This is a genomic window from Micromonospora sp. C28SCA-DRY-2 (assembly GCF_030519475.1).
Taxonomy (GTDB): domain Bacteria; phylum Actinomycetota; class Actinomycetes; order Mycobacteriales; family Micromonosporaceae; genus Micromonospora.
In genome coordinates this window covers 1,017,615-1,044,331 of sequence record NZ_JAUMKD010000002.1, presented here as the reverse complement: position 1 = coordinate 1,044,331, position 26,717 = coordinate 1,017,615, and the positions used below count along the sequence as shown (strand labels likewise).

Here is a 26,717-nt window from a genome sequence, read left to right as displayed (position 1 = left end):
CGAGCGTGGCACTGGCGGCCGAGGGCTAGCCTGCGCACCATGACCGACTCCGCGGAACGCCGTTCCGCCCACATCGTCGACGTGCTGACCGAGGAGTTCGGCGCCTCGATGGCGCTCGACCCGGCCGCGTTCCGGCGCAAGTTCCGCAAGATGGCGGCCTCGCCGTTCGCCTTCTACCGGGGCAGCGCCTCGCTTTTCTACGCCGACCAGCTCGGCGACTTCGCCGACGACCGGTTCCTCGACGGGCGGACCAGCCGGGTGTGGATCCACGGCGACCTGCACGCGGAGAACTTCGGCACCTACATGAACGCCTCCGGCCAGCTGGTGTTCAACGTCAACGACTTCGACGAGGCGTACGTCGGGCCGTTCACCTGGGACCTGCGGCGGCTCGCGGCCAGCGTGGCCCTGCTCGGCTACGGCAAGGCGCTCTCCGACCGGTCCATCGGTGACCTGGTGGCCGGCTTCGCCCGGTCGTACCTGACCGAGCTGCGGGCCATCGCGGCCGGCGGGGACGACGCGATCGGCTCGATCACCCTGGACACCGCCGACGGGGTGCTGCGTCGGGTGCTCCAGCAGGCCCGGCTGAACACCCGGGTGGACCTGCTCGCCGCCCAGACCACCATCGACAACTACGAGCGCCGGTTCTCCCTCGGCGACGGGGTCTTCGAGGTGGACCGGGAGACCCGGGACCGGGTGCGCGCCGCCTTCGAGCAGTACCTGGGCACCCTGCCGCCGTCCTCGGCGCGGCTGCGGCCGGTCGCCACCCGGATCAAGGACGTGGTGCTGCGCAAGGGCGTGGGCATCGGGTCGGCCGGGCTGCCGTCGTACAACCTGCTGCTGGAGGGGCACACCCAGGCGCTGGAGAACGACGTCGTCATCTACATGAAGCAGGCGCAGGTGCCGGCGGTCGCCCGGCACATCCGGGACGAGTCGGTGGCCGGCTACTTCCAGCACCAGGGGCACCGCACCGCCGAGTCGCAGCGCGCGCTCCAGGCGCACGCGGACCCCTGGCTCGGCTTCACCGAGCTGGACGGGGTCGGGCAACTGGTCGCCGAGGTCTCCCCGTACGCGGCCGACCTGGACTGGTCCGACGTCAACGAGCCGGAGGAGCTGGCCGGGGTGCTGACCGACCTGGGCCGGGCGGTGGCCCGGATGCACTCGGTGGCCGACGACGAGTCCAGCCACGACCTGGTGGACTACTCCACGGAGGAGGCGATCGTGGCGGCGGTGGGCGCCGACGAGGACGGCTTCGTCAGCCACCTGGTGGACTTCGCGCACGCGTACGGCGTCCGGACCCGGCAGGACCACCAGCTCTTCGTGGACCTGTTCCGCAACGGCCGGCTGCCCGGCATCTGACCCCCGCCGCCGGCCCGGCCGTGGCGACCGTGCCCGCCGTGCCGACCGTGCCCGGCGTAGCGGCTGTGCCCGCCGTGGCGGCCGCGCCGGCCCGACGTGGCGGCCGGGGCGGTCCGGTCAGGCGGCGAAGTCCAGCACCACCTTGATGTCGTCCGGCCCCGGCGTGTACGCCTCGGCGTAGCGCTCCACCGGCACCCGCCGGGTGATGAGCGACTCCAGCCAGGACTGGTCGGCCCGGGCCAGCGCCTCGGCGGCCATGTCCCAGTGCCGGCGGTTCGCGTTCACCGAGCCGAAGACCACGTTGTTCTCCAGCACCAGGGTGCGGTTCAGCGCCCCGGCGTCGAGGTCGATGGTCCGGCCGCCGCTGGAGACGCCGGCCAGGCAGATCACGCCGGTCGGCGCGGCCTGGCACATAACGTCGATCACCACGGTGGGCGCCCCGGTGCACTCGATGACCACGTCCGGCTCGAAGCCGATCTGGTCGACCTTCGTCGAGTGGTACGTCGCGCCGAGCGCGCTGACCAGCGCCGGCTTGGGCCCCTCGGTGGCCAGGTCGAGCACGTGCACGGCGAGTCCGCGCTGGGTGGCCAGCAGCGCCGCGAGCAGGCCGATCGGCCCGGCGCCGGTGACCAGGACCGACTGTGGCTGCCACTCGGCGCGGTGCCCGATCCGTTCGATGTGGTCCCAGGCCTTGGCCACCACGCTGGTCGGTTCGAGCAGCATGCCGACCCGGGCCAGCGCCGGGTCCAGCCCGACGGCGAACCGGGGCGGGAGCCGCCAGCGGTCCCGGGCGAAGCCCGGCAGGGCCTTGATGCCGTGCTCGGTGAACCGCCCGTTGCGGCACATGTCCCACTCGCCGACGGCGCAGTTCGGGCAGGGCACCGGGTCGGGGTAGCGGACGATCCCGGCCACCAGGTCGCCCGGCTGGAGGGTGCCGGTCGGGTCCTCCAGCACCCGGCCGAGCGACTCGTGCCCGAGCACCAGGCGGTCGAAGCCGGGCGGGGCCTCGCCGTAGTGGCCGGCGATGATCTCGTGGTCGGTGCCGCAGATGCCGACCGCCAGGGCCTCGACCAGGATCGAGCCCTCGTCGGTCGCCGGCTCCGGATAGTCCTCGACGAGCGACAGCGAGCCGGCGGTACCGGGGGTCACAGTCACAGCGCGCACGAGACTCATCTTTCCCCGGCGGCCGGCCGACCGCCGGGCAAAGCCGGCAGATCGCCCCGTCGAGGTCGGCGGGGCGTACCGCCGGTGCCCGTCCGGCGGCCCGGCTCGCCCCGGCGCGTCCGGCGGAGCAGGCCATAGGATCAGCCGCATGACTCCGGAAGAGGTCGGCCAGCGGGTGGTGGCGCTGCTCGCGCCCGCCGAGGCCACCCCGTCGGTCTCCGGCGGTCAGGCGCACGCCCGCGCCACCGTCGACGTACCGCCGGCGAGCTGGGCGGAGGCGGTCCGCGCCGCGCGCGACGACGCCGAGCTGGCCTGCGACTTCTTCGACTGGCTCTCCGCTGTCGACGAACTGGCCGAGGGATTCGCGGTGGTGGCGCACCTCTGGTCCACCACCCACCGGCACGGGTTGCTGCTGCGCACCCGGGTACCGCGCGAGGCGCCGGTGGTGGCCTCGGTGGTCGACGTCTACCCCGGCGCCGCCTGGCACGAGCGGGAGACGCACGAGATGTTCGGCATCGACTTCGCCGGCCATCCCGGCCTGCGACCGCTGCTGCTGCCGCCGGAGTTCGAGGGGCACCCGCTGCGCAAGGAGTTCGTGCTGGCCTCCCGGGTGGCCAAGCCGTGGCCGGGCGCAAAGGAGCCGGGCGAGTCCGAGGCGGGTGGCGGCCGCCGGCCGATCCGCCCGCCGGGGGTGCCCGCGCCCGGCGAGTGGGGCACCACGCCGACACCTTCCGGCGCCGGTGGGGCGGGCGAGGGCCCGCGCGGCGGCGTACCGGCCCGGCCGGCCCGGGAACGGCCCGCCCGGCCGGCCCCCGGCACCCGGCCGGCCCGTACCGCCCGCCCCGCCGGCGGCCCGGCGCCGGGCGCGACCGAGGCGGGCCCGCCGGCCGACACGGCCGAGGCCGGTCCGCTACCGGGCGCACCCGGCGGCCGCGGCCCGGGGGCGGCCCGCTCCGGCCCGCCGGCGGACCGGCCGTCCCGGGAGGGGCCGGCCGCGACCGAGCGGGCCGACGGCGACGGAGGTACGGCCTGATGCCGCTCTGGCTGGAACTGGTGATCCGGGTGGGCGGCGTGCTGGTCGCCTTCCTAACCCTGCCGCTGCTCGTCGGGCAGGCCGAGCACAAGGTCATGGCGCACATGCAGGGCCGGCTCGGCCCGATGTACGCGGGCGCGTTCCACGGCTGGGCGCAGCTCATCGCCGACGGGGTGAAGTTCGTGCAGAAGGAGGACGTCACGCCGGCCGAGGCGGACCGGGCGGTCTTCCGGCTGGCCCCCGCCGTCGCCCTGGTGCCCTACCTGCTCGTCCTGCTGGTCATCCCGCTCGGCCCCGGCGACCTGGTCGGGCAGCCGCTGGACATCGGCCTCTTCTTCGTGCTGGCCGTGGTCGGGGTCGGCGTGGTGGCGGTGCTGATGTCGGCGTGGGCGTCGGCCAACAAGTACAGCCTGCTCGGCGGGCTGCGCGGCGCCGCCCAGCTGCTCGGCTACGAGCTGCCGCTGGTGCTCGCGGCGGCGTCGGTGGCGATGGCGGCGGGCACCCTCAGCCTGCCCGGCATCGTCGAGGCATGGCAGCCGTGGTGGCTGCTCTGGCAGGCGCCCGCGATGGTCATCTTCTTCGTGGCCGGGCTGGCCGAGATCCGGCGCCCGCCGTTCGACATGCCGATCGCCGACTCGGAGCTGGTGTTCGGCTACCTGACCGAGTACACCGGCCTGCGGTTCGCCTTCTTCCTGCTCGCCGAGTACGTCGGGATCGTGGTGATCGCCGCGCTGACCACCGTGCTGTTCCTCGGTGGCTGGCACGGCCCGTTCGCCGACGCGCAGCTCGGCTGGCTCTGGACGCTGCTGAAGGTCTTCGCGGTGTCCTTCCTGGTCATCTGGCTGCGGGTGGCGTTCCCCCGGCTGCGCGAGGACCAGTTGCAGCGGCTCTGCTGGCTGGTCCTGGTCCCGGCCGCCCTGGCCCAACTGGTGCTCACCGCCGCCGTCCGGGTCGCCCTCTGACCCACCCCGCTCGGTCGATCATGAGGTTGGCGGCGTCGCCGCCGGCGGATCGCGCCGCCAACCTCATGATCAACAGGTTGGGGAACCCTCAGCGGAGGGGAGTGTGGGTGGGGTCGATGCGTTCGGCGGGGGGCGGGGGTGGCGGGGGAGTGCCGTCGCCGAACGGGCGGCCGCCCAGCGCCTCCCGGCCGTGCGGGGTGAGCCAGTTCGCCAGGTCGGGCCCCAGCGGCACCACCCCGGTCGGGTTGATGTCCCGGTGCACCTCGTAGTAGTGCCGCTTGATGTGGTCGAAGTCGATGGTGTCGCCGAAGCCGGGGGTCTGGAACAGGTCCCGGGCGTACGCCCAGAGCACCGGCATCTCGGTGAGCTTGCTCCGGTTGCACTTGAAGTGGCCGTGGTAGACCGCGTCGAAGCGGGCCAGGGTGGTGAAGAGCCGCACGTCGGCCTCGGTGATGGTGTCGCCGACCAGGTAGCGCTGCCCGGCCAGCCGCTCGCTGAGCCGGTCCAGCTGGTCGAAGAGCCGCCGGTACGCCGACTCGTACGCCTCCTGGCTGCCGGCGAAGCCGCAGCGGTAGACGCCGTTGTTGACCTCCCGGAACACCACCGCGTTGAGCTCGTCGATCTCGTCGCGCAGCCGCTCCGGGTAGAGCTCCGGCGCGCCCTCGCGGTGGTACGCGGTCCACTCGGTGGAGAGGTCCAGGGTCATCTGCGCGTAGTCGTTGGTGACCACCTGCCCGGTCGGCACGTCCACGATCGCCGGCACGGTGATGCCCCGGTCGTAGCCGGGGAACCGGGCGAAGTACGCCTCCTGGAGCCGCTCGATGCCGAGCACCGGGTCACGCCCGCCCGGGTCCAGGTCGAACGTCCAGCTGCGGGCGTCGTGGGTCGGCCCGGCCACCGCCATGGAGAGCACCTCCTCCAGCCCGAGCAGCCGGCGGACGATGATCATCCGGTTGGCCCAGGGGCAGGCGTAGCTGACCGCCAGCCGGTAGCGGCCGGGCTCCACCGGATAGCCGTCCCGCCCGTCGGCGGTGATCCGGGTGGCGATGTAGCGCTGGTCCCGGGTGAACTCGCCGCCCGGCTCGACGTACTTGCCGCCGGTCGTCCCGCCTGATTCGCCGCCCACGCCGTCTCCTCCGGTGTCCTCGGTTGCCCCCATCATCGCGGATCTCGGGGCGGCTGGCCCGCCGGCCGCTGACTACGCTGCCGGGATGACCGATGTGGAGGCGGCGGCCCGGCGCTTCATCGCCGACGTCTGGAACGCCGGCCGGGAGGAGTCCGCGTACGAGTTGGTCGCGGCGGAGTGCCCGGGGCTCGGCGGCGCCGGACCGGAGGGCACCCTGGCCTGGCACCGGGACCGCCGGGCGGCCTTCCCGGACCTGCGCTACAAGATCGTGGACCTGGTGGCGGCCGGCAACCGGGTGGCGGTGCACTGGCGGGCGGCCGGTACCCAGGCCGGCCGGTTCGGCCCGGTGCCGCCGACCGGCCGGGTGGTCAGCTACTCCGGCGCCAGCTTCCTGCGCTTCGACGACAGCGGCCGGATCGTCGACGTGTGGAGCGTCAACGAGCTGTTCCAGGTCCTCCAGCAACTCGGCGTCGAGATGCTCCCGCCCGCCCCGGGCGACCTCGGTGGCAGCGGCGGGTGACCCGGTCCCCGCCCGACCGGGTGCAGGGGGTGGTCGCGCGCGCCGCGGGCACAGGGCAGGATGGTCCGCATGAGCGACCGCAGCGAGCGCAGCGAGGCCGGCGGCGGCACCGGCGAGCGCGGCGTGCCCGGCGCGGGCCTGGTCAAGGGGCTGGCGGTCACGCTGAAGACGATGACCCGGCGCTCCACCACCCAGCAGTACCCGGACGTCGCCCCCGAGCTGCCGCCCCGCTCCCGCGGGGTGATCGCGCTGCTGGAGGAGAACTGCACGGTCTGCATGCTCTGCGCCCGCGAGTGTCCGGACTGGTGCATCTACATCGACTCGCACAAGGAGGAGGTGGCGGTGCCCGGCGCCGCCCGCCCCCGCCAGCGCAACGTGCTCGACCGGTTCGACATCGACTTCTCGCTCTGCATGTACTGCGGCATCTGCGTCGAGGTCTGCCCCTTCGACGCGCTCTACTGGTCGCCCGAGTTCGAGTACGCCGAGTACGACATCAAGGACCTGCTGCACGACAAGGACCACCTCGGGAAGTGGATGGGCACCGTGCCGCCGCCGCCCGCGCACGACCCGAGCGGCGAGCCGGCCAAGGAGGAGACCGCCGCCGCGCGCAAGGCCGCGGTCCCGGCCGCGCCCGTCGACCGGCCGGCCGCCCCGGCCGTACGCCCCGAGCCCGGGGCCGGCGCATGACGGGTGCGGACGTGCTGCTGCTCGCCCTCGGCGCGGTGGCGGTCGGCTCGGGTGCGCTGGTGGTGGGCACGAAACACCTGGTCCGGGCGGGCCTCTACCTGGTCGTCTGCCTGGGTGCGCTGGCCGGGATCTACCTGGTGCTCGGCGCCGAACTGGTGGCCTGGGTGCAGGTGCTGATCTACGTCGGCGCCGTGGTGGTGCTGCTGCTGTTCGCGGTGATGCTGACCCGGGCGCCGATCGGCGCCTCCGACGACCTGGACCGCCCCGGCTGGCCGGCCGCGCTGATCGGCGGCGGGGCCGGGGCGGGGCTGGCCGCCCTGCTGGTCGACGCGTACCGCTGGACGGCCGTGGCGCTGCCCGAGGCGGGCACCGCGGAACGCCTGGGCGACCAGATCTTCCGCGGCTGGGTGCTCCCGTTCGAGGTGCTGTCGGTGCTGCTGCTGGCCGCGCTGGTCGGCGCGATCGTCCTCTCCCGCCCCGACATCGGCCGCCCCGCCGCCGAGCGGGACCGCGCCGGCCGGCCCGCCGAGCGGGACCGCGCCGGCCGGGCCGGGCATGCCGAGCGGGGGCCGTCGCGGTGAGGCCGGTCATCCCGTACGTCACCGCCGCGCTGCTGTTCGGCCTCGGCGTCTACGGCGTGCTGCGCCGGCGCAACGCGGTGCTGGTGCTGATGGCCGTCGAGTTGATGCTCAACGCGGTCAACCTGGTCCTGGTCACCGCGGACAGCACCGTCCGGGCGGCGCTGCCGCACGGCGGGCAGGTCTTCGCGCTCTTCGTGATCGTGCTGGCCGCCGCGGAGATCGGGGTCGGGCTGGCGATCGTGCTCCAGTTCTACCGGTTGCGGGCCAGCGTCGCCGTGGACGAGGTCCCGCTGACCGAGCGCCCGATCGAGCCGGCCACCGCCGCCGGTGCCGCCGTCGAGGCCGGGGTCCGCCCCGCCGCGCGCCCCGAGGGGGAGCGGTGACCACGACCACCCTGCTCGGCGCGCTGCTGCCGGTCGTACCGCTGGTGGCGGGCCTGGTCGGCCTGCTGCTGCCACCCGCGCCGCCCGACGGTGGCGAAGGGCGGGCGCGGCGCGCGGCGATCGCCCTCGGGGTGGCCGGCGCGGCCGGCGCGCTCGTGCTCGCGGTGGCCCTGCTGGTCACCCTCGACGGGCCGGTGGAGTCGTCCGGCACCTGGGTCGACCTGGGCGGGTTGGCCGTCACCATCGGCGTCCGGCTGGACGGCGCCGCCGCGCTGGTCGCCGTCGCGGTCGCCGCGGTGGCGCTGGCCGTGCAGGTCTACTCGATCGGCTACCTCAAGCGCGGCCCGCACGACGACGTCGACGTCGACCACCGCTACCCGCCGTACGCGGCGCAGATCAGCCTCTTCACCGCCGCCATGCTGCTGGTGGTGGTCGCCGGTGACCTGATCCTGCTGCTGGTCGGCTGGGAGGTGATGGGCATCTGCTCGTACCTGCTCATCGCCCACGACCGCCGGCTGCCCGAGGCGCCCGCCGCGGCGATGAAGGCGTTCCTGGTCACCCGGGTCGGCGACGTCGGCTTCCTGCTCGGCATCGCGCTGCTCGGCGTCTCGGCGGGCAGCTTCCGGATCGCCGACGTGCTGGCCCACGACCACGCGACCGGCACGCTCACCGCCGCCTGCCTGCTGCTGCTGGCCGGGGTGGCCGGCAAGAGCGCCCAGTTCCCGCTGCACACCTGGCTGCCGGACGCGATGGCCGGCCCGACCCCGATCTCCGCGCTGATCCACGCCGCCACCATGGTCGCCGCCGGGGTGTACGCGGTCACCCGGCTCTACCCGCTCTTCGAACGCGCGCCGGCCGCGCTGGCGGTGCTCGGGGTGATGGCCGTGGTGACCCTGCTGCTCGGTGCGCTCGCCGCCACCGCCCAGGACGACCTCAAGCGGGTGCTGGCCTGGTCGACGGTATCCCAGATCGGCTACATGACCGGCGCGCTGGCGGTCGGCGCGCCCGCGGCGGCGCTGTTCCACCTGCTCACCCACGCCGCGTTCAAGGCGCTGCTGTTCCTCGCCGCCGGTGCGGTGATCCACGCGGTCGGCACCACGCTGATGTCCCGGATGGGCGGTCTGCGGCGCGGCATGCCGGTGACCTTCTGGTGCACGGTGGTCGGTCTCGGCGCGCTGGCCGGGTTGCCGCCGCTCGCCGGTTTCTTCAGCAAGGAGAGCATCCTCTACGCCGCCGAGGACGCGCTGCACGGCGGCGGTCCCGCGCCGGTCTGGGTGGGCTGGCTGGTCTGGCTCGCCGGCCTGGCCGGCGTCGCGATCACCGCCTGGTACGCCACCCGGCTGCTGCTGCGCACGTTCCTCGGCCCGGCGCGCAGCCCGCTCGTCCAGCCGCACGACCCGCCCGCCGTGATGCGCTGGCCGGTGCTGCTGCTCGCCGTCCCGGCCGCGCTGCTCGGGCTGGCCGGGTTCGCCGGCGGGTTCACCGACCTGCTGCGGCCGGTGGCCCCGGCCACCCCGGACCGGCCGTCGGACCTGCTGCCGCCGGCGCCGCTGGTGCACCTCGGCCCGGAGGTGCTGCTGCCGCTCGCCCTGCTGACGCTCGGGGCGGGCCTCGCCTGGGCCCGCTGGCGGCGCGACCCGGCCGGTGACCCGGCCGCCACGCTGGGCCCGCTGCGGCCGGTGTTCGCCCGCGCGTTCCGGCTCGACGACGTCCAGCACGCCCTGGTCGTACGCCCCACCGGCGCGGTGGCGCGCGGGGTGCGTACCGCCGACGAGGTGGTGGTGGACGGCGCGGTCACCGGCAGCGGCCGGGCCGCCGTCGGCCTCGGCGGGGGGCTGGCGGCGCTGCACCGGGCGGCGCTGCCCCGCGCGGCGGCCGGGGTGCTGGCCGGCGCGCTGCTGATCGGCCTGGCCGCCGCCCTGATCGGAGCCGCGGCATGAGCGAGCGCAGCGAGCGAATCGTCAGGCTCAGTGCGGTGCTGCCTCATGTCGGCATGGAGCGAAGCGGAGTGCCGGCATGAGCTTGGGGGAGTTCCTGCTGGTCGCGGTGCTGGCGGTGCCGGCGCTCGGCGCGGTCGCGGTGGCCGCGACGCCGCGGGACCGGGCCGCCCGGGTGGTCGGCACGGTGGCCGCCGCGGTCACCCTGCTGGCCGCGGCGCTGCTGGCGCTCGGCGACCGCACCTGGTCCGGCTACACCCCGAGCGCCCCGGCGGTGCGCCCCTGGCACCGGATCGACCTGCCCTGGGTGCCCGGTCTGGAACTGCGCTTCCACCTGGGCGTGGACGGCATCTCCTGGCCGCTGGTCGTGCTGACCGCCCTGCTCACCCTGCTCTGCTGCGGGTACACCCTGTGGCGGGTGCCCGAGGGCGGCAGCGGCCGGGCGCTGGTGGCGCTGCTGCTGGTGGTCGAGGTCGGCATCCTGGGCACCTTCCTCGCCCTCGACCTGGTGCTCTTCTTCGTCTTCTTCGAGATCGTCCTGCTGCCCATGTACGCGGTCATCGCCGGCTGGGGCGGCGCGGACCGGCGGCGGGCGGCCCGCAAGTTCGCCCTCTACACGCTGCTCGGCTCGGTGCTCCTGCTGGTCGGCGTCTACGTCGTGGTGGCCGCCGCGGGCACCGCCGACATCGTGGCGCTCACCGGCGGGGCCGGGCTGTCCCGGGGCACCCAACTGGCCGCGTTCACGCTGCTGGCGCTGGCGTTCGCGGTGAAGAGCCCGCTCTGGCCGCTGCACTCCTGGCTGCCCGACGCGCACACCCAGGCGCCCACCGTGGGCAGCGTGATCCTGGCCGGCGTGCTGCTGAAGATGGGCACCTACGGCCTGATCCGGGTGGCGGTCGGGGTGGCGCCGGAGGGCGCCCGCTGGGCCGCGCCGGTGCTCGGCGCGCTGGCGGTCGCGGCGATCCTGGTCGGCGCGCTGGTCTGCCTCGCCCAGGACGAGCTGAAGCGGCTCATCGCGTACTCGAGCGTGGGGCACATGGGCTTCGTGCTGCTCGGCGTGGCCACCCTCACCAGCACCGGCATCCAGGCCGCGCTGATCGGCAACGTCGCGCACGGGGTGATCACCGGGCTGCTCTTCTTCCTGGCCGGCGCGGTCAAGGACCGCGCGCACACCGGGTCGCTGGCCGAGCTGTCCGGGCTGCGGGAGACCGCCCCCCGGCTGGCCGGGCTGCTCGGCTTCGCCGCCGTCGCCTCGCTCGGCCTGCCCGGGCTGGCCGGCTTCTGGGGCGAGGCGTTCGCGGTGGTCGCCGCCGTTCAGGCCGGCGGGGCGCTCTGGACCACCCTGGGCGTGCTCGCGGCGGTCGGCGGGGCGCTCACCGCGGCGTACTTCCTCCGGCTGCTGCGTCGGGTGACGCACGGCCGGCCCAGCCCGGCGGTCGGGCGGCTCGCCCCCGGCCTGGCCCGCGCCGAACTGGTCGCGTGGGCGCCGCTGGTGCTGCTGGCCCTCGCGGTCGGTCTGGCCCCGACCCTGGTGCTCGGCGTCGCCGAGGCCCCGGTCGACGCCCTGGTGGAGGTGCTGCGATGAGCGCGTGGCGTGCGCCGGCGGAACCGGTCGTGGTCCGGACCGATGGGGTGCCGGCATGAGCGAGCGAATCATCGGGCTCAGCGCGGTGGTGCGTCAGGGCGGCACGCAGCGGAGCGGGGTGCCGGCATGAGCGTGGTGCAGAGCGTCGACAGCGTGGCGCTGCTGCCGGCGTACCTGGCCGCCGGCACCGCCGTCCTGGTGCTGGTCACCGATCTCGTGTTGGCCCGGCCGCGGGCCACCGTCGCGGCGGCCGTCCTGGGCGCGGCCGCCACCGCGCTCGGCTCGGCGCTGGTCGGCGCCGGCGACGAGCGGCGTACGTTCTGCGTCGGCGCGGACTGCTCGTACGTCTTCGGCGGCCGGGCCGCGCTGGTCGGCGTGGTCGTCGCGCTGCTCACCCTCGGCGTGCTGGCGCTGTCCGGCCCGGCGCTGCGGGCCGGGCAGTCGCCGGTGGGGGAGTACGCCTTCCTGCTCGCCTGCTCGATGACCGGCGGCGTGGTGCTCGGCGCGGCCGCCGACCTGATCACGCTGATCGTGGCGCTGGAGACGCTCACCCTGCCGCTCTACGTCCTGGTGGGGCTGCGCCGGGGCAGCCTGGCCAGCGCCGAGGCTGCGGTCACCTTCTTCGTGGTGAGCGTGGTCGCCACCACCCTGACGTTGCTCGGCGCCGCGCTGCTCTACGCGGCCACCGGCGCGCTGCACCTGGGCCGGCTCGGCGCGCTCTTCGCCGACCGGCCGGAACTGCTCGACCTGCCGCTGACCGGCGCCGCCGTCGCCCTGGTGGTGCTCGGCCTGGCGTTCAAGGTGGCAGCGGTGCCGTTCCACGCCTGGGCGCCGGCCACCTACGACGGCGCGCCGCTGCCGGTGGCGGCCTACCTGTCGACCGCCTCGAAGCTGGGCGGTGTGGTGGCCCTGCTCGCCGTGGTCCAGTACGCGCTGCCGGCCGAGGTGACCGGCCCGGTGCTCGCCCTGCTCGCGGTGCTGACGATGACCGTCGGCAACCTGGTGGCGCTGCGCCAGCGGCGTACCGTCCGGCTGCTCGCCTGGTCCTCGGTGGCCCAGGCCGGCTACATCCTCGCCCCGCTCGGCGCGCTGGCGCTGGCGGCCGGGCGAAGCGCCGACGCCCGCTCCGCCGCGTACGCGGCCGCCGTCGCGTACGCCGTCTTCTTCGTGGTGCTGGAGCTGGCGGCCTTCGCGGCCGTGGTGGCGCTGCGCCCGGCGGGCGCGGACGGCGGCACGCTGGACGACCTGCGCGGGGCGGGCCGGCGGCACCCGTGGCGGGCGGCGGCGCTCGGCCTGGCGCTGGTCGGGCTCGCCGGCCTGCCGCCGGGCCTGGCCGGCCTGTTCGCGAAGGTGACGGTGGTCCGGTCGCTGCTGGACGGCGGCGCGGGCTGGCTGGCCGTGGTCGTGGCCGTCAACGCGGTGATCGGCCTCGCCTACTACCTGCGCCTCACCGCGACCCTCTGGGCCGCCCCGACCACCGATGCCGCCGCCGCACTCCCGGCCGCCGATGCTGATGCGGCCGGCCCAACCGGCCCGACCGCGGGTGCCGCCGCCCCGACCGGCGCCGCCGCCCCGGCAGGGGAGGTTCCCGTCGTGCGGACGCGAACGGTCGGCGCGGTGCTGGTCGTGGCGACCGTGGTGGCCGTGGTGATCGGCTTCGCCCCGCAGCTCGTGCTCGACGTCGCCGCCCGCTGAGGCGCTCTCGCGGGCGCCCCCTCGGCAGGGCCCAGCCCTCGGCTCAGTTCAAGACCGACCCCGTCGCCCGTGACACCGGACGAGGTCGGGCGCATCGACGCCGTGCTGCTGTCCCACGACGAGCACGACGACAACCTCGACCACGCCGGCCGGCAGGTCCTCACGCGTGTCCCGCTCGTGCTGACCACCGTCAGCGGCGCTGGGCGTCTCGGTGGAACGGCTCGCAGGCTGGAGTTCTGGGAGGAGGCGACGATCACCGCCCCGGACGGCACCGTCGTCACCGTCACGGGGCTACCCGCTCTCCATGGGCCGGAGGGCGGCGAGGCGGTCGCGGGCGACGTAGTCGGCTTCCTACTCACGGCCCCAGGCCACCCCAGCGTGTACGTCAGCGGGGACAACGCCTCCTGGAACGTCGCCGAGTGAGAAGGCGTGCCCCGCATCGCACTCCGCCAGGGGGCGATGCGGGGCGCGATCCACCTGACCGCTCGGGTCAGACTCCCAGGTCGGCGAGCCATCGGGTGACCGGGCGCGGGAACAGGCCGAGCGCTTTCTGGGCGCTGTTGTCCTCGCCGATCGTGTTGCCGTTCTGAGTGTTCAGGGCCTGATAGAGGCCGACGACCGGAGCCGCGGCAGGGCCGAACATCGGGGTGATGAGGTCGCCGAACATGTCCGGGGTGATGGCCTCGAAGCGGACGTCGCGGCCGAGGTGCTCGGCGAACGCCGTGGCGAGGTCGGGACCGGTCAAACCCGGCAGGTGTCCGACCGCGACGGTGCCGGTGACGCTGGTGTCGGTGAGCAGGCGGACGACGACCTCGGCGACGTCCAGGTGCGAACTCCACGAGACCGGGAACACCTCCGGCAGCGGGTAGCGCAGCACACCGTCCTCGCGTGCGGGCCCGGCCACCACGGGCAGCAGCAGGTTCTCCAGGTACAAGCGCGGCGTGACGACGGCGGTGGACACGCCGGTGTCGGTGACCTTGCGAATCAGCGTGACGATCGGGCTGTCGTCTGCCGCCTGCAGTAGCGTTCCTGGCTGGTCGACGATCTGCCCGCTGGTGGAGATGACGACCCGCTGCGGCCGGGCGGTCGCGACGGCGGCGGCGACCGCCTCGGCCTGCGCGCTGCCCTGGCCGGGTGCACCGAGCGGCAGGTGAACGAAGACGCCATCCGCACCCGTGTAGGCAGCCGTAAGGGACTCGGCGTCGGCAAGATCGACCGCTACCGCATCGCCCCTGTCCGCAAGGTCGCCGGTGTGACGCACGGCAGCGATCGCCCGCTTGCCGGCGGCACGAAGAGCAGCGAGAACGGGCGAGCCCTGGGCGCCGGTGGCGCCGTGAACGATGTAGGTCATGCACCCATTAGTGCATACGATGCAGCAGTTACGTCAACTGCACTAACGAGGTACCGTCACTGGCATGACGAACGAGGTTGAGCTGCCGGAGTGCGGCGTAGCGCGCTTCCTGATGCTGTTCGACGGCCCGTGGGCGACGCTGATCCTCCGAGAACTCATGCACGGCCCCCAGCGCTTCGGCCAACTCCGTGAGGCACTACCAGGCATCAGTGCTCACACCCTGACAAACCGTCTACGGTTGTTCGAATCGCGCGGCATCGTCACCCGCACCTCCTACGCCGAACTCCCGCCTCGCGTCGTGTACGAGCTGACCGCCCTGGGATGGACGCTTCGTCCGGTGCTCGACGCGATGAACGAGTGGGGTGTGAACGCGCCGGCCTCCGCCTTCGTGCCGGCAGCGCCACGATGAAGCCGGGGTGCAGTGGCAGGCAGTACCCGGGCACCGCCAGCCGGGTGGAGAACAGCCAGGTCGGGGTGTTCCTGGTCTCGCCGGCGGCAATCGGGGGGCGGGCACTCCGGACGTCCCAGGCAACTCACAGCCATGAGACGGATGGTTGACGGGTACCGGGTTGTTGAACCGGTCAGCGGATCCTCGCGATCCGTGCACCGAAGGAGCGAACGTGCATCACAACCGTCTGAAGACCGCCGCGCTGCTCGGCCTGCTCACCTCGCTGATCCTGGCGGTGGGCTACTGGTTCGGCGGCAGTGGTGGACTGGTCATCGCCGTCGTCGTGTCCCTGCTGATGAACGGCTTCACCTACTTCTACTCGGACAAGCTCGCACTGCGCTCGATGCGGGCGCAACCGGTCACCGAGGCGCAGTTCCCCGAGCTCTACCGGATGGTCCGCGAGCTGGCCACCGAGGCCCGGCAGCCGATGCCGCGGCTCTACGTGAGCCCGACGTCGCAGCCGAACGCGTTCGCCACCGGGCGCAACCCGCAGAACGCGGCGGTCTGCGTGACCCAGGGGATCACCGAGATCCTCGACTACCGCGAGCTGCGTGGCGTGATCGGACACGAGCTGTCGCACGTCTACAACCGGGACATCCTCATCTCCAGCGTGGCCGCCGGCCTGGCCGGCATCATCACCACGCTGGCGAACATCGCCTGGTTCATCCCGCTGGGCGGTGGGGACGACGAGGACTCGCCGAACCCGGCCGTGCTGCTGCTCACCATCATCCTGGGCCCGATCGCCGCGACGATCATCCAGCTGGCCATCAGCCGGAGCCGGGAGTTCCAGGCGGACGCCTCCGGCGCCCAGCTGACCCGGGACCCGCTGGCCCTGGCGAGCGCGCTGCGGAAGATCCACATGGGTACCCAGCGCCGGCCGCTGCCGGCTCAGGGGCAGCTCACCAGCACCGCCCACCTGATGATCGACAACCCGTTCCGGGGTGGCGGTGTGGCGGCGCTCTTCTCCACCCACCCGCGGATGGAGGAGCGGGTCGCCCGGCTGGAGCGGATGGCCGCCAGCGCCGGCCCGGTGCAGTTCGAGCGTTGACCTGAGAACCACCGGCTCCGCCCGTACCCGGACCTCCGGGTGCGGGCGGAGCCGTGTGTACGGGCACAAACCGTTTCTCCGACGGGCGACCGAGCGTTAGGGTCAAAACGTCTTCCACTCATTACACCCCTGCGAGGAGGTCGATCGTGGCCGCACTGCGCCAGTACCTGGGCGTCTGGCGGATCCCCGGGGCCCCGATGCTGCTGGTCACCGGCATCGTCGGCCGGCTCGGGATCGGCATGACACCGCTGGCGCTGCTGCTCGTGGTCGAGCAGGTGACCGGGGGATACTCGCTCGCCGCGGTCGCCGGTGGCATCTACGCCCTCTCCGGCGCCGCGCTCAGCCCGGTCGCCGGGCGGATCGCCGACCGGGTCGGCCCCACCCCGGTGCTGCTCGGCACCGCGGTCGCCCACCCGCTCGCCCTGTTGGGCCTGCTCGGCGCGGCCCGCCCCGGCGGTGGCAACCTGTCGATGATCTTCCTGGCCGCCGGGGTCGCCGGCGCCACCTACCCGCCGCTGACCGCCGCGATCCGGGGCGCCTGGAACGACCTGACCGCCCCCGCCACCGGCCGGCACCACCTGCGCAACACCGCGCTGGCCGCGGAGACCACCCTGTTCGAGATCGTCTTCGTGCTCGGTCCGCTGCTGGTGGCCGGGTTCGTGCTGGTCGCCGACGCCCGGGCCGCGCTGGTCGGCTCGGCCGTGGTGACCCTCGTCGGCACCACGGCGGTGGCACTCGGCCGGGTGATGCGCGGCTGGCGTCCGCACCCGCACGAGCACCGGGCCCGCGGCCTCGGCCCGCTGCGCGTCGCCGGCTTCCCGGCGCTGCTGCTCTGCGTGGCCAGCCTGGGCATCGCGTTCGGCGCGGCCGGTGTGATCGTGCCGGCCTTCGCCACCGGCTACACCGCCGACGACCCGGACAGCCTGGCCGGGGTGCTGCTCGCCGTCTGGGGCATCGGGAGCGCCGCCGGTGGGTTCTGGTTCGGCGTCCGCCGGCCGTCGCCCAACATGACCCGGCAGTTCGCCTGGCTGCTCGGCGCGGTGGCGGCCAGCTTCGCCGTCTTCGCGCTGATGCCCACCCCGGCCGCGCTGGGCACCGCGCTGGTGATCGGCGGTGCCACCATCGCGCCCGCGCTCACCCTGGAGAACACCCTGGTCGGGCGGATCTCGCCGGTCAGCATGCTGAACGAGGCGTACACCTGGGTGGTCACCATGTCGGTCGGGGCGAGCGCGGCCGGCGGCGCGGTCGCCGGGCTGATCGTCGACCACGCCGGCGGGGTGCCCTGGGCGTTCCTCTTCGCCGGGGCCGCGGTCGCCGTCGGGGCCGCGGTCGCCGCGCTGCCGGGCGGCCCCATCGCCCGCGCGGAGGCCGCGACGGTACGCGTCGACGAGCCCATCCCGGCCTGACCGGGAGGTCTGGGGCCGACCCGGAACGGGTAGAAGGCGACCATGTTCGTCTTCTTCTCGAACCGGGTCGGCTGCCTCGGCTCGCTGCTGATCAGCGCGATCCTCACGGTGATCCTGCTGCTGATCTTCGCCGGCTGACCCGGATGGCCGGTCAGTGGGCACCGCCCCGGTCGCTGCCGTCGGCGAAGGGCAGCGGGCAGCGGGAACTGCCGGCGCAGGCGACGAGGTCGTCGCAGCCGGCCGAGACGGCCGCCCGCAGCGTGTCCCGGATGACCGTGAGGTCCGCCAGCTTCCGCTCCACCTCGGCCAGCTTCCGCACGGCCCGGGCCCGCAGGCCGGTGTCCGGGCGGCTGCCGTGGTGGTGCCGCCCGGCGTCGATCAGGTCGGCGACCTCGGTGAGGGTGAAGCCGAGGCGCTGCGCGGTACGGATCACCCGCAGCAGGGTGACCGTCTCGGCCGGATACAGCCGATGCCCGCCGGGGGACCGCCGCGGGGCGGCGAGCAGGCCACGACGCTCGTAGTAGCGCAGCGTCTGCGGGTTGACGCCGGCCGCCTCGGCCAGTTGACCGCTGCGCAGCCCGGCCCCGCTCACCGCGCGTCCGCCGTCGCGGCCAGGCCGTCGAGCACCTCGACGTACGCCGCCGGCACCCGGACCTCCAGCGTCAGCGCGTCCGGGCCGGACCGGGCGAGGTCGAAGGTGAAGAACGAGCAGCAGGACGACTCGCGGGCGATGAGGTCCCGCGCTGCCTGCTCCACCCGCGCCGAGCCGTCGAGCCGCAGCCGCAGGTGCCGGGCCGACGGCCGGTCGACGCCCCGCACCGCGGTACGGAAGAACTCGGTGAACTCGGCGAGCCGCAGCGGCCGTTCGGCCGTCGGCAGGGTGCACGCGTCCGGCACCCAGGCGTCGTCCGTGGTGAGGTGGTGTCCGCTCATGCCCCGACGGTAAGCCTGTACCCGGGTACCGGATGCAACCCCGATGACGGAAGCCGGGTGGTGCGGTAGCAGCCGTACCGGGCGCTGTGTCCCACGGCCTGGCCGGGGTAAGCCGGAAGGGTGGGCCGTGCCCCGGCCGAACCGCGGATCGAAAGGAAGACCCCATGCGTGGTGCCGTCCTGCACGCCCCCGGCGATGTCCGGGTGGAGGAGCGCGAGGACGCGCGGATCCTCCTCCCCACCGACGCCGTCATCCGCCTCGCCGCCACCTGCGTCTGCGGCTCGGACCTGTGGCCGTACCGCGGCATCGAAGCGGTCAACGGGCCGTCCCCGATGGGCCACGAGTACGTCGGTGTGGTCGAGGAGGTGGGCAGCGAGGTCAGGAACGTCAAGCCCGGCCAGTTCGTCGTCGGCTCCTTCTTCGCCTCCGACAACACCTGCCCCATCTGCCGGGCCGGCTACCAGTCCTCCTGCCTGCAACGGGAGCCGGTCGGCGGACTCGGCGCCCAGGCCGAGTACCTGCGCGTCCCGCTGGCCGACGGCACCCTGGTCGCCACGCCCGAGATGCCCGCGGACGACCTGGTCCCGGACCTGCTCGCGGCCTCCGACGTACTCGGCACCGGCTGGTTCGGCGCGGTGGCCGCCGAGGTGGGCCCGGGCAAGACCGTCGCGGTCGTCGGTGACGGTGCGGTGGGTCTGCTCGCCGTGCTGGCGGCCCGGCGCCTCGGCGCGGAACGCGTCATCGCGGTCAGCCGGCACGAGCCCCGCCAGAAGCTGGCGGCCCACTACGGTGCGACCGAGATCGTCACCGAGCGCGGTGACGAGGGCGTGGCGCGGATCAAGGACCTCACCGACGGGCTCGGCGCGCACTCGGTCATCGAGGCGGTCGGCACCCAGGAGTCGATGATGCAGGCCATCCGCTCCACGCGGGCGGGGGGCCACGTCGGCTTCGTCGGCGTGGCACACGGCGTCGAGGTGCCCGGCGAGGAGCTGTTCTTCTCCCACGTGCACCTGCACGGCGGCCCGGCCCCGGTGCGTCGTTTCCTGCCCGAGCTGATCGACCTGATCTGCCGCCGTGAGATCGACCCGGGCAAGGTCTTCGACCTCACCCTCCCGCTCGAGCAGGCCGCCGAGGGCTACCGGGCCATGGACGAACGTCGGGCGATCAAGGTGCTGCTCAACCCGTGAGCCGGGCCGTCGCCGCCGACCGGTGTCCCGCACGACGGCCGGTGGCGACGACGCCCGCCGGGTCGTCGACGACCACTGTCTGCTGTCGCTACCTGTCCGCCGGCTTTTCGAGGTGGACCAGCACCACGTCGGACGTCAACCGCACCCGACGAACCTCGGTGTAGCCGTGCCGCTCGTAGAGGCGGATGTTGGCGCGGCTCAGATGGCCGGTGAACAGCGTGTAGCGGTCCGCCTTACCGGCTGCCTCGCGCTCAACAGCGGTCAGCAGCCGCGTGCCGATGCCGCGGCCCTGGAGATCCGGCGCAACCACGAGGCGGCCGATATGCAGGACCGACCCCTCGAGGCGAGCGCGGACCGAGCCCACGATGCGGTGCCCCATCGTCGCCTTCAGCGCCAGATCCGACCCGAGTTCGGCGGCCAGCTCGTCGTACGTCTGAGTCAGAGCGGGCAGCGAGGCATCGCTGTAGAGCTGGGCCTCGGTGACGTAGGCGGCCCGCTGGAGGGTGAGGATCTCTCCCACGTCCACGGGCAGTACGGGAGAGATCACGACATCAACCATCGGGCGATCGTAGGAGCCGACGATGGCCCCAACAAACCGAACTGCTCTGCCGCGATGCGCGCGCCCCCGTCGCGGACCGTGAGGGGGCTCCGCGAAGCGCCTTGAGGATCATGTCGGGCCTCAGACGGGACGCGAGTGTCGAGCATTTCGCGGACACGGCAGGCCGGCTGCCGGTGATGTGGACGCTCCTGTTTGGTCGAGTGGGGAGGGCGGCCCGGCGCACAGGCTCGCTGACGAAGCTCGGAGCCAGGCCGCCGCCAGGCCGTCAGAGGGCGACGCTCACCAATGACGGCAACCGGCGGCGGCCTTTGCCCGGGCAGCGGGTCGGTACGAGCCGACCTGCGACGAAGCGCGGGCCTTACCGGTAGTTGGTGAACTGCAGGGCGACCCCGAAGTCCTCGCCCTTGAGCAGGGCGATGACGGCCTGGAGGTCGTCCTTCTTCTTGCCGGTCACCCGCAGCTGGTCGCCCTGGATCTGGGCCTGGACGCCCTTCGGGCCCTCATCGCGGATCTTCTTGCTGATCGCCTTGGCCTTGTCCGAGTCGATGCCCTGGATGACCTTGCAGTCGATCTTGAACACCTTGCCGGAGGAACGCGGGTCACCGGCGTCCAGCGACTTGAGCGAGATGTTCCGCTTGACCAGCTTCTCCTTGAAGACCTCCAGCGCGGCCCGCACCCGCTCCTCGGTCTCGGCCTGGAGGCTGATCGCCTCCTCGCCCGACCAGGAGATCTCGGCGCCGGTGCCCCGGAAGTCGAACCGCGTCGCGAGCTCCTTCTCGGCCTGACGGAGGGCGTTGTCGACCTCCTGCCGGTCGACCTTGCTCACGATGTCGAACGACGGGTTCGCTGCCATGCTCATGCTCCTGCTGTCCGGCGGTTTGTGGTCCTGTGTCCCCCGCTGACCAGCGGTACGACCCCCTGACGGTACCCGCTTGCACCTGTGCCGGGGGGAGCCGCTATCCTTGCTCTCGCTGCCGCGTCGCGACGCGGTGGGGTGCCCTGGCGGGTTGCCCGAGCGGCCAATGGGAGCGGACTGTAAATCCGTCGCGAAAGCTACAGAGGTTCGAATCCTCTACCCGCCACCAGGAGCGCCAACGGCCCCTGACCAGCAGAGATGCTGATCAGGGGCCGTTGTCTTTGAGCTAGCTGGGTCCGGCTGAGTCCAGCGGGTCGCGAGTCGTCGTGGGCATACCGTGGGCGGGTTGATCAAGCCGGGTCGCTCGTTCGATGCTCGGGTTGTCGACGGCGTTGCCTGGGCCGCTGAGACGGCCTGTGGCTGTGGGACACGGGCCGGGGGCGAGCCGATCCGGGGTTTGGACTGGCGCGGCAGACGGAAGCCCTGAGCCGGCCGTTGGCCCGCGTTGGTCGGCTTCCGTACCGCCTGCAGCTGATGCGGCGCGGGGTGGGTAGCCGGATGACGTGCAGCCAGGCCCGGGTTTGGCCGTCACACGCGTCGTGGTGGACGTGGTCAGCGCCATGCGCGTGAATATCCTGCGGTGGTGACGATTATTCACGTGCCGTACCACCAGGACCAGCGGCTGGCTGACGACAGTCTCCCGGTGTCCGGCGCCGACACTGTGACCGTCGAGGCCGCGCTACCGGACGGGACTGTCTGGCAGCGCCTCAATGTGCTGTACGACGCCGTCGCCGCCGCCGTGGCGGAGCATACCCGCGGGGGCGCGGTACCGACCGTTGTCTCCGGTGACTGCCTGGTCGCCCTGGCAACAATCGCCGGCGTTCAGCGGGCTGGCGCCGAGCCCGGCGTCGTGTGGTTCGACGCGCACGGTGACGTGCACACCCTGGAAACATCGACGTCGGGATACCTCGGCGGTCTGGCACTGCGTCTGGCCATGGGCGCGCACGACGAGTTGCTGGCCAAGCCTCTCGGCCTGCGTCCGATCGCCGAGGACCGGGCCATCCTCGTGGACGCGCGCGACCTGGATCCGGCCGAGGTCGCATACCTGGCCCAGAGCAGGCTGGTGCGGCGAACCGTCGATGAGGTCGACGACGTGGTCCTACCCGGAGGACCCATCGTCCTGCATGTCGACGTCGATGTCGTCGACGCCGACGAACTGCAAGACCTGCGGTTTCCAGCGTCGGGCGGGCCGTCCACTGACGCGGTCCTACGGGCAGTCCAGCGGGTGCTCGCGACCGGCCGCGTCGTCGCCTTGAATATCGCGTGCCCGTGGCACCCCGCCCGTGCCGAACGCGACCGTGCCGTCCGCACGGCGCTCCTCACCGCGCTCACCGACGCCTGACCGCACAAGCATGGGTCACCGTCCCGCACCGTGGAATTACCTACTAAGCCGATAGATATTGCCGGAGACTGCCGGCATGGCGGATGTGACGGGAGTCGGAGCCGACGTTTCGCCGGGGTCGCCTGCGGCGCCGGCGGTTCCGGTACGGGATGTGGTGCCGTTCGGGCAGGCGGTCCGCGCCTGGTTCTCGATCTCGCTCCAGACGTTCGGCGGCCCGGCCGGGCAGATCGCCGTGATGCAGCGCCACCTGGTCGACGAGCGCCGGTGGATCGGGCAGCGGCGGTTCCTGCACGCCCTGAACTACTGCATGCTGCTGCCCGGCCCGGAGGCCCAGCAGCTCGCCATCTACGTGGGATGGCTGCTCAACGGGCTGCGGGGTGGCCTGATCGCGGGGATCCTGTTCGTGCTGCCCGGCGTCGTGGCCCTGCTGGCGTTGTCGGCGCTGTACGTGGGGTTCGGCGACACCCGGATCGTGACGGCGTTGTTCGCCGGCCTGGCGCCGGCGGTGGTGGCGATCGTCGCCCAGGCGGTGTGGCGGGTCGGCAGCCGCGCCCTGGCGCACCCGGTCCTGCTCGGCTTCGCCGTCACCGCGTTCGCCGCCCTGGCGGTGTTCGGGGTGCCCTTCCCGATCGTCGTGGCGTTGGCCGCGCTGGCGGGGTGGGCGGTCCACCGGTGGCGCCCGGCGTACCTCACCTCCGCCGGCCACGGCTCCGGCGGGACGGCCGGTCCCGCCCCGCTGATCTCGGACGACGCGCTGCACCATGGCCGGCCGACCGCTCGGCGTGCCCTGACGGTGCTGGTGGTCGGCCTGCTCGCCTGGTTCGTCCCGGTCGCCGCGGTGGCGGCGCTGACCGGGGTCGGGAGCGTCTACACCCAGCAGAGCCTGTTCTTCTCCGGGACCGCCGTGGTGACGTTCGGCGGCGCGTACGCGGTGCTCGCGTTCGTCGCGCAGCGGGCGGTGGAGGAGTACGGGTGGCTGACGGCCGGGGACATGGTCCGGGGACTGGCGCTGGCCGAGACCACCCCCGGCCCGCTGATCATGGTCGTGCAGTTCGTCGCCTTTCTGGGCGCGTACCACAATCCGGGCAGCCTCGATCCCTGGGTCGCGGGCGTCGTCGGCTCACTGTTGACGACCTGGGTGACCTTCGTGCCGTGCTTCCTCTTCGTCCTGCTGGGCGCGCCCTACGTGGAGCGGCTCCGGGGCAACCACACGCTGTCCGCCGCGCTGACCGGGATCACCGCCGCGGTGGTCGGCGTCATCGCCAACCTCGGCCTCTACTTCGCCGCGCACACCCTCTTCGCCCGGCAGCACCTGGTGACGACCGGCCCGCTGCACCTCGAACTGCCCGTGCTGACCAGTTGGCGGCCGGTGCCGCTGGCCATCGCCGCGATCTCGGCGGTGCTGGTCTTCGGGCTCCGCTGGTCGGTGCTGCGCGTCCTCGGCGTCAGCGCCGCGCTCGGCCTGGCCGCCGGCCTGGCCGGCCTGCCCGTGTCCTGAGGCCCGCGGCCGGCCGTTGCTGATGTGGTCAACTGTCCGGGTGACCCGACCTGTCCCGACACGTCTTCCGCCCGGCGTGGAGGTCCGGCTGGCCGACGAGTTGAACGTGTGGCTGTGCACCCTGCGTCGCGACGGCTCGCCCCACGTGACGCCGGTCTGGTTCGTCTACGCCGACGACGCCTGGTGGATCGGCTGCGACGATCGCAGCGTCAAGGTCCGCAACGTGCTGGCCGACCCGCGGGTCTCCCTGGCCCTGGAGGACGGCACCAGTCCCGTCGTCGCCGAGGGCGTCGCCCAGGTGCACCGCGGCGACTTCCCGACCGGGGTCGTCGCGGCGTTCGCCGGCAAGTACGGGGGATGGGACGTCCGGCAGCGGGCCGCCGGGGGCGGTGGCCGGGTGCTGCTGGAGATTCCCGTCCGGCGCTGGCTGCTCGCCGGCACGGCCCAGTGAGCCCGAGGCGACGCGGGCCGGTGACGTGACACCGCGACGGAAGGGGTGGGAGTTGGCGCCGGAGGTTTCGCCGCGCCGGGCCTGGGCGGCGCTGGTCGTGCTGTCCCTCGCCGCGTTCGCGTTCATCACGACCGAGCTGCTGCCGATCGGCCTGCTCACCCATATGGCGCCGGATCTCGACCGGTCGCGGTCGCAGGTGGGTCTGCTGGTCAGCGGCTACGCCGTCGTGGTCGTGCTGGCGTCCGTACCGCTGGCCCGGCTGACCCGGCGGATCCCCCGCCGCGCGCTGCTCGGCGCCACGCTGGGGCTGTTCGCGGTCGCGAATCTGGTGGCCGCGCTCGCCCCGACGTACACCGTGCTGGCCGGCGCGCGGGTCGTCACCGCGCTCGCCCAGGCCCTGTTCTGGTCGATCGTCTCGCCCGCGGTGACCGGCCTCTTCCCGGTCGCCGTGCGCGGCCGGGTGGTGGCGCTGTTCGCGGTCGGCGCGGCGCTCGCCCCGGTGCTCGGCGTCCCCGCCGGCACCTGGCTGGGACAGCAGGCCGGCTGGCGCGCGGCGTTCGCGGTGCTGGCCGCCGTCGGCGCGGCCATCGCCGCCGTGGTCGTCGCGCTGATCCCGTCGTACGCCCCGGCGGCCGGCGGCGCCGCCCGGGGCACCGCGCCGGACGGTCGCCGTTTCCTGATGCTCCTGGTCGCCACCGCCGTCGGCATCGGCGGCTTCATGACCTTGCAGACCTACGTCACGCCGCTGCTGCTCGACGTCAGCGGCTTCGCCGACGCCGCGCTGGCGCCCCTGCTGTTCGTCTCCGGCGCGACCGGCGTGGTCGGCACGATCCTGGTGGGCCGCACCCTCGACGCCCACCCGATCGGGTCGCTGCTGGTGCCGCTGGGCGTCGGCACCACCGCCCTGCTCGGCCTGTACGCGCTCGGCACGCTGCGACCCGCCACAGTGGTCCTGCTCGCCGGCGTCGGCTTCGCCTACGCGGCGTTCGGCACCGCTGTGCAGAGCCGCATGCTGCAACTCGCCCCCGGCAGCACCGACATCGCCTCGGCCGGCGTCAGCACCGCGTTCAACGTCGGGATCGCCGGCGGGTCGGTGCTCGGCGGCGCCCTGCTGCCCGGCCCCGGCCCGCGGCTGCTCGCCCTCGTCGGTGGACTGCTGACCCTGGTCGCGCTCGCGGTGCTCGTCGTCGACGCGCGACGGCGCGCGGCCCGACCCGGTGCCCGGTCCGCCCCGTCGGCGGTCGACCTCGGCAGGACCGGGGACGACGAGACGGCCGCGGCCACCCGGTGAGGTGGGCCGCCGTACGGTTGCGGCGGCCCACCCGACGGTCGCGGGGGTCGGTCGACGGCCGCGCAGGCCCGCCCGGCCCCGGCCGGCCGGGCAGACCGCTGCCAACGTGCCGACCCCTCAGCCGGCGAACAGGGCCAGCGAGCCGACCACCGGCGCCGCGTACAGCAGCGGGAACGGGACGTGCGCGTACGACCGGGCCCGGAGCACGGTGACGACCGCGCCGGTGAAGTACAGCGCCAGGCCGACCCCGGCCAGCACCCCGACGACCGGCACGACCAGGCCGACCAGCAGGCCCAGGGCGCCCGCGGCCTTGGCGGCGCCCAGCCAGGGCCACCACGAGCGGGGCACGCCGTAGTCGGCGAGCGGCTCCACTACCCACTTGGCGCCCAGGAACACCGAGGCGGCGGAGAAGCCGACCATCGCGGCGGCCAGGACGGTGACGACAACGTAGCTGGTGGACATGGCGCTGCTCCTCATCGTGCGGATGCCGGTGACCCCGGCTGACTGACTTCCTCACCGCGTTGACCCGCCGCGCCGCGCGGGTGTGACAGGAGACCGGAAGAACTTTTCCCGGGTGCCCGCCGCGATCCGGTCGCGTGCGGGGCCGGCGGGTTCCGTGGCTCGGCGGCGGTTACGCAACGGAGGGTGGCGGGGTGCTGGCGTCGGGGAGCGGACGATGTATGGTGGTCGATGTGCCCGCCGCGCTGACGTACCGTCGTGTGGGGAAGCCGATGGTATGGCGGGGTGTGAACCGATCCGTCGGGTACGAGTCGATCAAGCAGTTGCCACGGATTGCCGTGAAGGTCGTAATCCGCAGGGTGCGAAGTGGCCGGTGACCCGCGACCCCCGTGATCTGGGCCGGCTCGACGATGGCGGTGGCCCGAACGGCGCAACCTGGTCAACGCTCGGGCGGGGCGGGTTGGCGCGGCTTTTCCGTGCGCCCGCTCGTGTGGCACGATCGTGGAACCTCCACCATCCCTGTGACACTTCCCCGACAGGAGCAAACATGTCTGGTCGATGGCTGGGCCGACTGGCTGGCTCGCTCCTCGTGCTTGCTGCCGCTGCCGTGATCGTCTACACCACCGGTCTCTACGCCGTCGCCGGCAACTACCAGGCCGCCGACATCATCTGGACCATCAGCCCGGGAGACTCCGCGACCTACCTGGCCGGCGACATCATCTGGACCGTCAGCCCGGGAGACGCCGCCGTCGGCAGCGGTCTCTGAACGGAGCCATGAGCATCACCGGCTGACGGCCGA

General features: G+C 73.6%; 26 protein-coding genes, 1 tRNA gene and 3 pseudogenes. 21 read left to right on the top strand and 9 right to left on the bottom strand.

The window, feature by feature from the left end; all coding sequences use genetic code 11:
* The first annotated feature begins 39 nt into the window (after positions 1–39).
* Complete coding sequence (locus Q3W71_RS13330; protein ID WP_302919561.1) at positions 40–1,356, top strand: DUF2252 domain-containing protein; 1,317 nt, start codon at positions 40–42, stop codon at positions 1,354–1,356.
* Positions 1,357–1,473: 117 nt separating this feature from the next.
* Here the strand turns inward: Q3W71_RS13330 and Q3W71_RS13325 are convergent, their stop codons facing one another.
* Complete coding sequence (locus tag Q3W71_RS13325) at positions 1,474–2,520, bottom strand: glucose 1-dehydrogenase (RefSeq protein ID WP_302919560.1); 1,047 nt, start codon at positions 2,518–2,520, stop codon at positions 1,474–1,476.
* 148 nt (positions 2,521–2,668) lie between these two features.
* Here Q3W71_RS13325 and Q3W71_RS13320 point away from each other — a divergent pair.
* Together Q3W71_RS13320 and Q3W71_RS13315 are read left to right on the top strand one after the other, a co-directional pair.
* Positions 2,669–3,316, top strand: a pseudogene (locus Q3W71_RS13320) (NADH-quinone oxidoreductase subunit C); the annotation flags it as partial.
* 236 nt (positions 3,317–3,552) lie between these two features.
* Positions 3,553–4,515: a complex I subunit 1 family protein gene (locus Q3W71_RS13315; protein WP_302919559.1), complete on the top strand. Its 963-nt coding sequence runs from the start codon at positions 3,553–3,555 to the stop codon at positions 4,513–4,515.
* An 88-nt stretch (positions 4,516–4,603) separates the two neighbouring features.
* Here Q3W71_RS13315 and Q3W71_RS13310 read toward each other — a convergent pair whose 3' ends face one another.
* Positions 4,604–5,641 carry a glutathione S-transferase family protein gene (locus tag Q3W71_RS13310; RefSeq protein ID WP_302919558.1) on the bottom strand — a complete coding sequence of 346 codons (1,038 nt, stop codon included), beginning with the start codon at positions 5,639–5,641 and terminating at the stop codon, positions 4,604–4,606.
* Positions 5,642–5,726: 85 nt separating this feature from the next.
* Between Q3W71_RS13310 and Q3W71_RS13305 the strand changes: the two genes are divergently transcribed.
* The 8 genes and pseudogenes from Q3W71_RS13305 to Q3W71_RS13270 form a co-directional block, all read left to right on the top strand.
* Complete coding sequence (locus Q3W71_RS13305) at positions 5,727–6,161, top strand: ester cyclase (protein WP_302919557.1); 435 nt, start codon at positions 5,727–5,729, stop codon at positions 6,159–6,161.
* 60 nt (positions 6,162–6,221) lie between these two features.
* Complete coding sequence (locus Q3W71_RS13300; protein ID WP_302919556.1) at positions 6,222–6,848, top strand: NADH-quinone oxidoreductase subunit I; 627 nt, start codon at positions 6,222–6,224, stop codon at positions 6,846–6,848.
* Entirely contained in the window at positions 6,845–7,429 is a 585-nt protein-coding gene (locus tag Q3W71_RS13295) for an NADH-quinone oxidoreductase subunit J (protein ID WP_302919555.1), read from the top strand. The genes Q3W71_RS13300 and Q3W71_RS13295 overlap by 4 nt, the downstream gene beginning before the upstream one ends.
* Positions 7,426–7,812: an NADH-quinone oxidoreductase subunit NuoK gene (gene nuoK, locus Q3W71_RS13290; RefSeq protein WP_302919554.1), complete on the top strand. Its 387-nt coding sequence runs from the start codon at positions 7,426–7,428 to the stop codon at positions 7,810–7,812. Before Q3W71_RS13295 ends, nuoK begins: the two co-directional genes overlap by 4 nt.
* Positions 7,809–9,752, top strand: coding sequence for an NADH-quinone oxidoreductase subunit L (locus tag Q3W71_RS13285; RefSeq protein WP_302919553.1), 1,944 nt, complete (start codon positions 7,809–7,811; stop codon positions 9,750–9,752). The genes nuoK and Q3W71_RS13285 overlap by 4 nt, the downstream gene beginning before the upstream one ends.
* Positions 9,753–9,828: 76 nt before the next feature.
* Positions 9,829–11,334: a NuoM family protein gene (locus Q3W71_RS13280; RefSeq protein ID WP_302919552.1), complete on the top strand. Its 1,506-nt coding sequence runs from the start codon at positions 9,829–9,831 to the stop codon at positions 11,332–11,334.
* 126 nt (positions 11,335–11,460) lie between these two features.
* On the top strand, positions 11,461–13,029 hold the full coding sequence (locus Q3W71_RS13275; RefSeq protein WP_302919551.1) for an NADH-quinone oxidoreductase subunit N: 1,569 nt from the start codon (positions 11,461–11,463) through the stop codon (positions 13,027–13,029).
* A gap of 42 nt (positions 13,030–13,071) precedes the next feature.
* Positions 13,072–13,452: pseudogene (locus Q3W71_RS13270) on the top strand (MBL fold metallo-hydrolase); the annotation flags it as partial.
* A 67-nt stretch (positions 13,453–13,519) separates the two neighbouring features.
* On the opposite strand, the gene Q3W71_RS13265 reads toward Q3W71_RS13270, so the two are convergent.
* Positions 13,520–14,380 (bottom strand): NmrA family NAD(P)-binding protein, encoded by an 861-nt coding sequence (locus Q3W71_RS13265; RefSeq protein WP_302919550.1) that lies wholly within the window; start codon positions 14,378–14,380, stop codon positions 13,520–13,522.
* A 64-nt stretch (positions 14,381–14,444) separates the two neighbouring features.
* Here Q3W71_RS13265 and Q3W71_RS13260 point away from each other — a divergent pair, with 64 nt between their 5' ends.
* The 3 genes from Q3W71_RS13260 to Q3W71_RS13250 all read left to right on the top strand — a co-directional run bounded on the left by Q3W71_RS13260 (position 14,445) and on the right by Q3W71_RS13250 (position 17,282).
* Positions 14,445–14,789 (top strand): helix-turn-helix domain-containing protein, encoded by a 345-nt coding sequence (locus tag Q3W71_RS13260; protein ID WP_302919549.1) that lies wholly within the window; start codon positions 14,445–14,447, stop codon positions 14,787–14,789.
* A gap of 211 nt (positions 14,790–15,000) precedes the next feature.
* Complete coding sequence (gene htpX / locus Q3W71_RS13255; protein ID WP_302919548.1) at positions 15,001–15,876, top strand: zinc metalloprotease HtpX; 876 nt, start codon at positions 15,001–15,003, stop codon at positions 15,874–15,876.
* Between the two features lie 146 nt (positions 15,877–16,022).
* The gene (locus Q3W71_RS13250; RefSeq protein WP_302919547.1) at positions 16,023–17,282 is read left to right on the top strand and encodes an MFS transporter; all 1,260 of its coding nucleotides are present in this window, start codon (positions 16,023–16,025) and stop codon (positions 17,280–17,282) included.
* A 39-nt stretch (positions 17,283–17,321) separates the two neighbouring features.
* On the opposite strand, the pseudogene Q3W71_RS30965 reads toward Q3W71_RS13250, so the two are convergent.
* From Q3W71_RS30965 to Q3W71_RS13240, 3 genes and pseudogenes are all read right to left on the bottom strand, one after another.
* Positions 17,322–17,429, bottom strand: a pseudogene (locus Q3W71_RS30965) (DUF1275 domain-containing protein); the annotation flags it as partial.
* A 4-nt stretch (positions 17,430–17,433) separates the two neighbouring features.
* Positions 17,434–17,874 carry a MerR family transcriptional regulator gene (locus tag Q3W71_RS13245; protein ID WP_302919546.1) on the bottom strand — a complete coding sequence of 147 codons (441 nt, stop codon included), beginning with the start codon at positions 17,872–17,874 and terminating at the stop codon, positions 17,434–17,436.
* Entirely contained in the window at positions 17,871–18,215 is a 345-nt protein-coding gene (locus tag Q3W71_RS13240) for a hypothetical protein (protein ID WP_302919545.1), read from the bottom strand. Before Q3W71_RS13240 ends, Q3W71_RS13245 begins: the two co-directional genes overlap by 4 nt.
* Positions 18,216–18,379: 164 nt before the next feature.
* Here Q3W71_RS13240 and Q3W71_RS13235 point away from each other — a divergent pair, with 164 nt between their 5' ends.
* The gene (locus tag Q3W71_RS13235) at positions 18,380–19,402 is read left to right on the top strand and encodes a zinc-dependent alcohol dehydrogenase family protein (RefSeq protein ID WP_302919544.1); all 1,023 of its coding nucleotides are present in this window, start codon (positions 18,380–18,382) and stop codon (positions 19,400–19,402) included.
* Positions 19,403–19,490: 88 nt separating this feature from the next.
* Here the strand turns inward: Q3W71_RS13235 and Q3W71_RS13230 are convergent, their stop codons facing one another.
* Both Q3W71_RS13230 and Q3W71_RS13225 read right to left on the bottom strand, forming a co-directional pair.
* Positions 19,491–19,961 carry a GNAT family N-acetyltransferase gene (locus Q3W71_RS13230; protein WP_302919543.1) on the bottom strand — a complete coding sequence of 157 codons (471 nt, stop codon included), beginning with the start codon at positions 19,959–19,961 and terminating at the stop codon, positions 19,491–19,493.
* A gap of 358 nt (positions 19,962–20,319) precedes the next feature.
* A complete protein-coding gene (locus Q3W71_RS13225; RefSeq protein WP_167179840.1) occupies positions 20,320–20,814 on the bottom strand; it encodes a YajQ family cyclic di-GMP-binding protein in 495 nt (164 codons plus the stop codon).
* Between the two features lie 148 nt (positions 20,815–20,962).
* Between Q3W71_RS13225 and Q3W71_RS13220 the strand changes: the two genes are divergently transcribed.
* From Q3W71_RS13220 to Q3W71_RS13200, 5 genes are all read left to right on the top strand, one after another.
* Positions 20,963–21,046 (top strand) — tRNA-Tyr (locus Q3W71_RS13220).
* A gap of 414 nt (positions 21,047–21,460) precedes the next feature.
* Positions 21,461–22,219, top strand: a complete 759-nt coding sequence (locus Q3W71_RS13215) for an arginase family protein (protein WP_302919542.1) — start codon at positions 21,461–21,463, stop codon at positions 22,217–22,219.
* Between the two features lie 154 nt (positions 22,220–22,373).
* Positions 22,374–23,717, top strand: coding sequence for a chromate efflux transporter (gene chrA, locus Q3W71_RS13210; RefSeq protein WP_302919541.1), 1,344 nt, complete (start codon positions 22,374–22,376; stop codon positions 23,715–23,717).
* A gap of 40 nt (positions 23,718–23,757) precedes the next feature.
* Positions 23,758–24,168: a nitroreductase/quinone reductase family protein gene (locus tag Q3W71_RS13205; RefSeq protein ID WP_302919540.1), complete on the top strand. Its 411-nt coding sequence runs from the start codon at positions 23,758–23,760 to the stop codon at positions 24,166–24,168.
* Positions 24,169–24,220: 52 nt separating this feature from the next.
* Positions 24,221–25,459, top strand: coding sequence for an MFS transporter (locus Q3W71_RS13200; RefSeq protein WP_302919539.1), 1,239 nt, complete (start codon positions 24,221–24,223; stop codon positions 25,457–25,459).
* A 117-nt stretch (positions 25,460–25,576) separates the two neighbouring features.
* Here the strand turns inward: Q3W71_RS13200 and Q3W71_RS13195 are convergent, their stop codons facing one another.
* Positions 25,577–25,921: a DoxX family protein gene (locus tag Q3W71_RS13195; RefSeq protein ID WP_302919538.1), complete on the bottom strand. Its 345-nt coding sequence runs from the start codon at positions 25,919–25,921 to the stop codon at positions 25,577–25,579.
* Between the two features lie 544 nt (positions 25,922–26,465).
* Between Q3W71_RS13195 and Q3W71_RS13190 the strand changes: the two genes are divergently transcribed.
* Positions 26,466–26,684, top strand: a complete 219-nt coding sequence (locus Q3W71_RS13190; RefSeq protein ID WP_302919537.1) for a hypothetical protein — start codon at positions 26,466–26,468, stop codon at positions 26,682–26,684.
* Positions 26,685–26,717 lie beyond the last annotated feature (33 nt).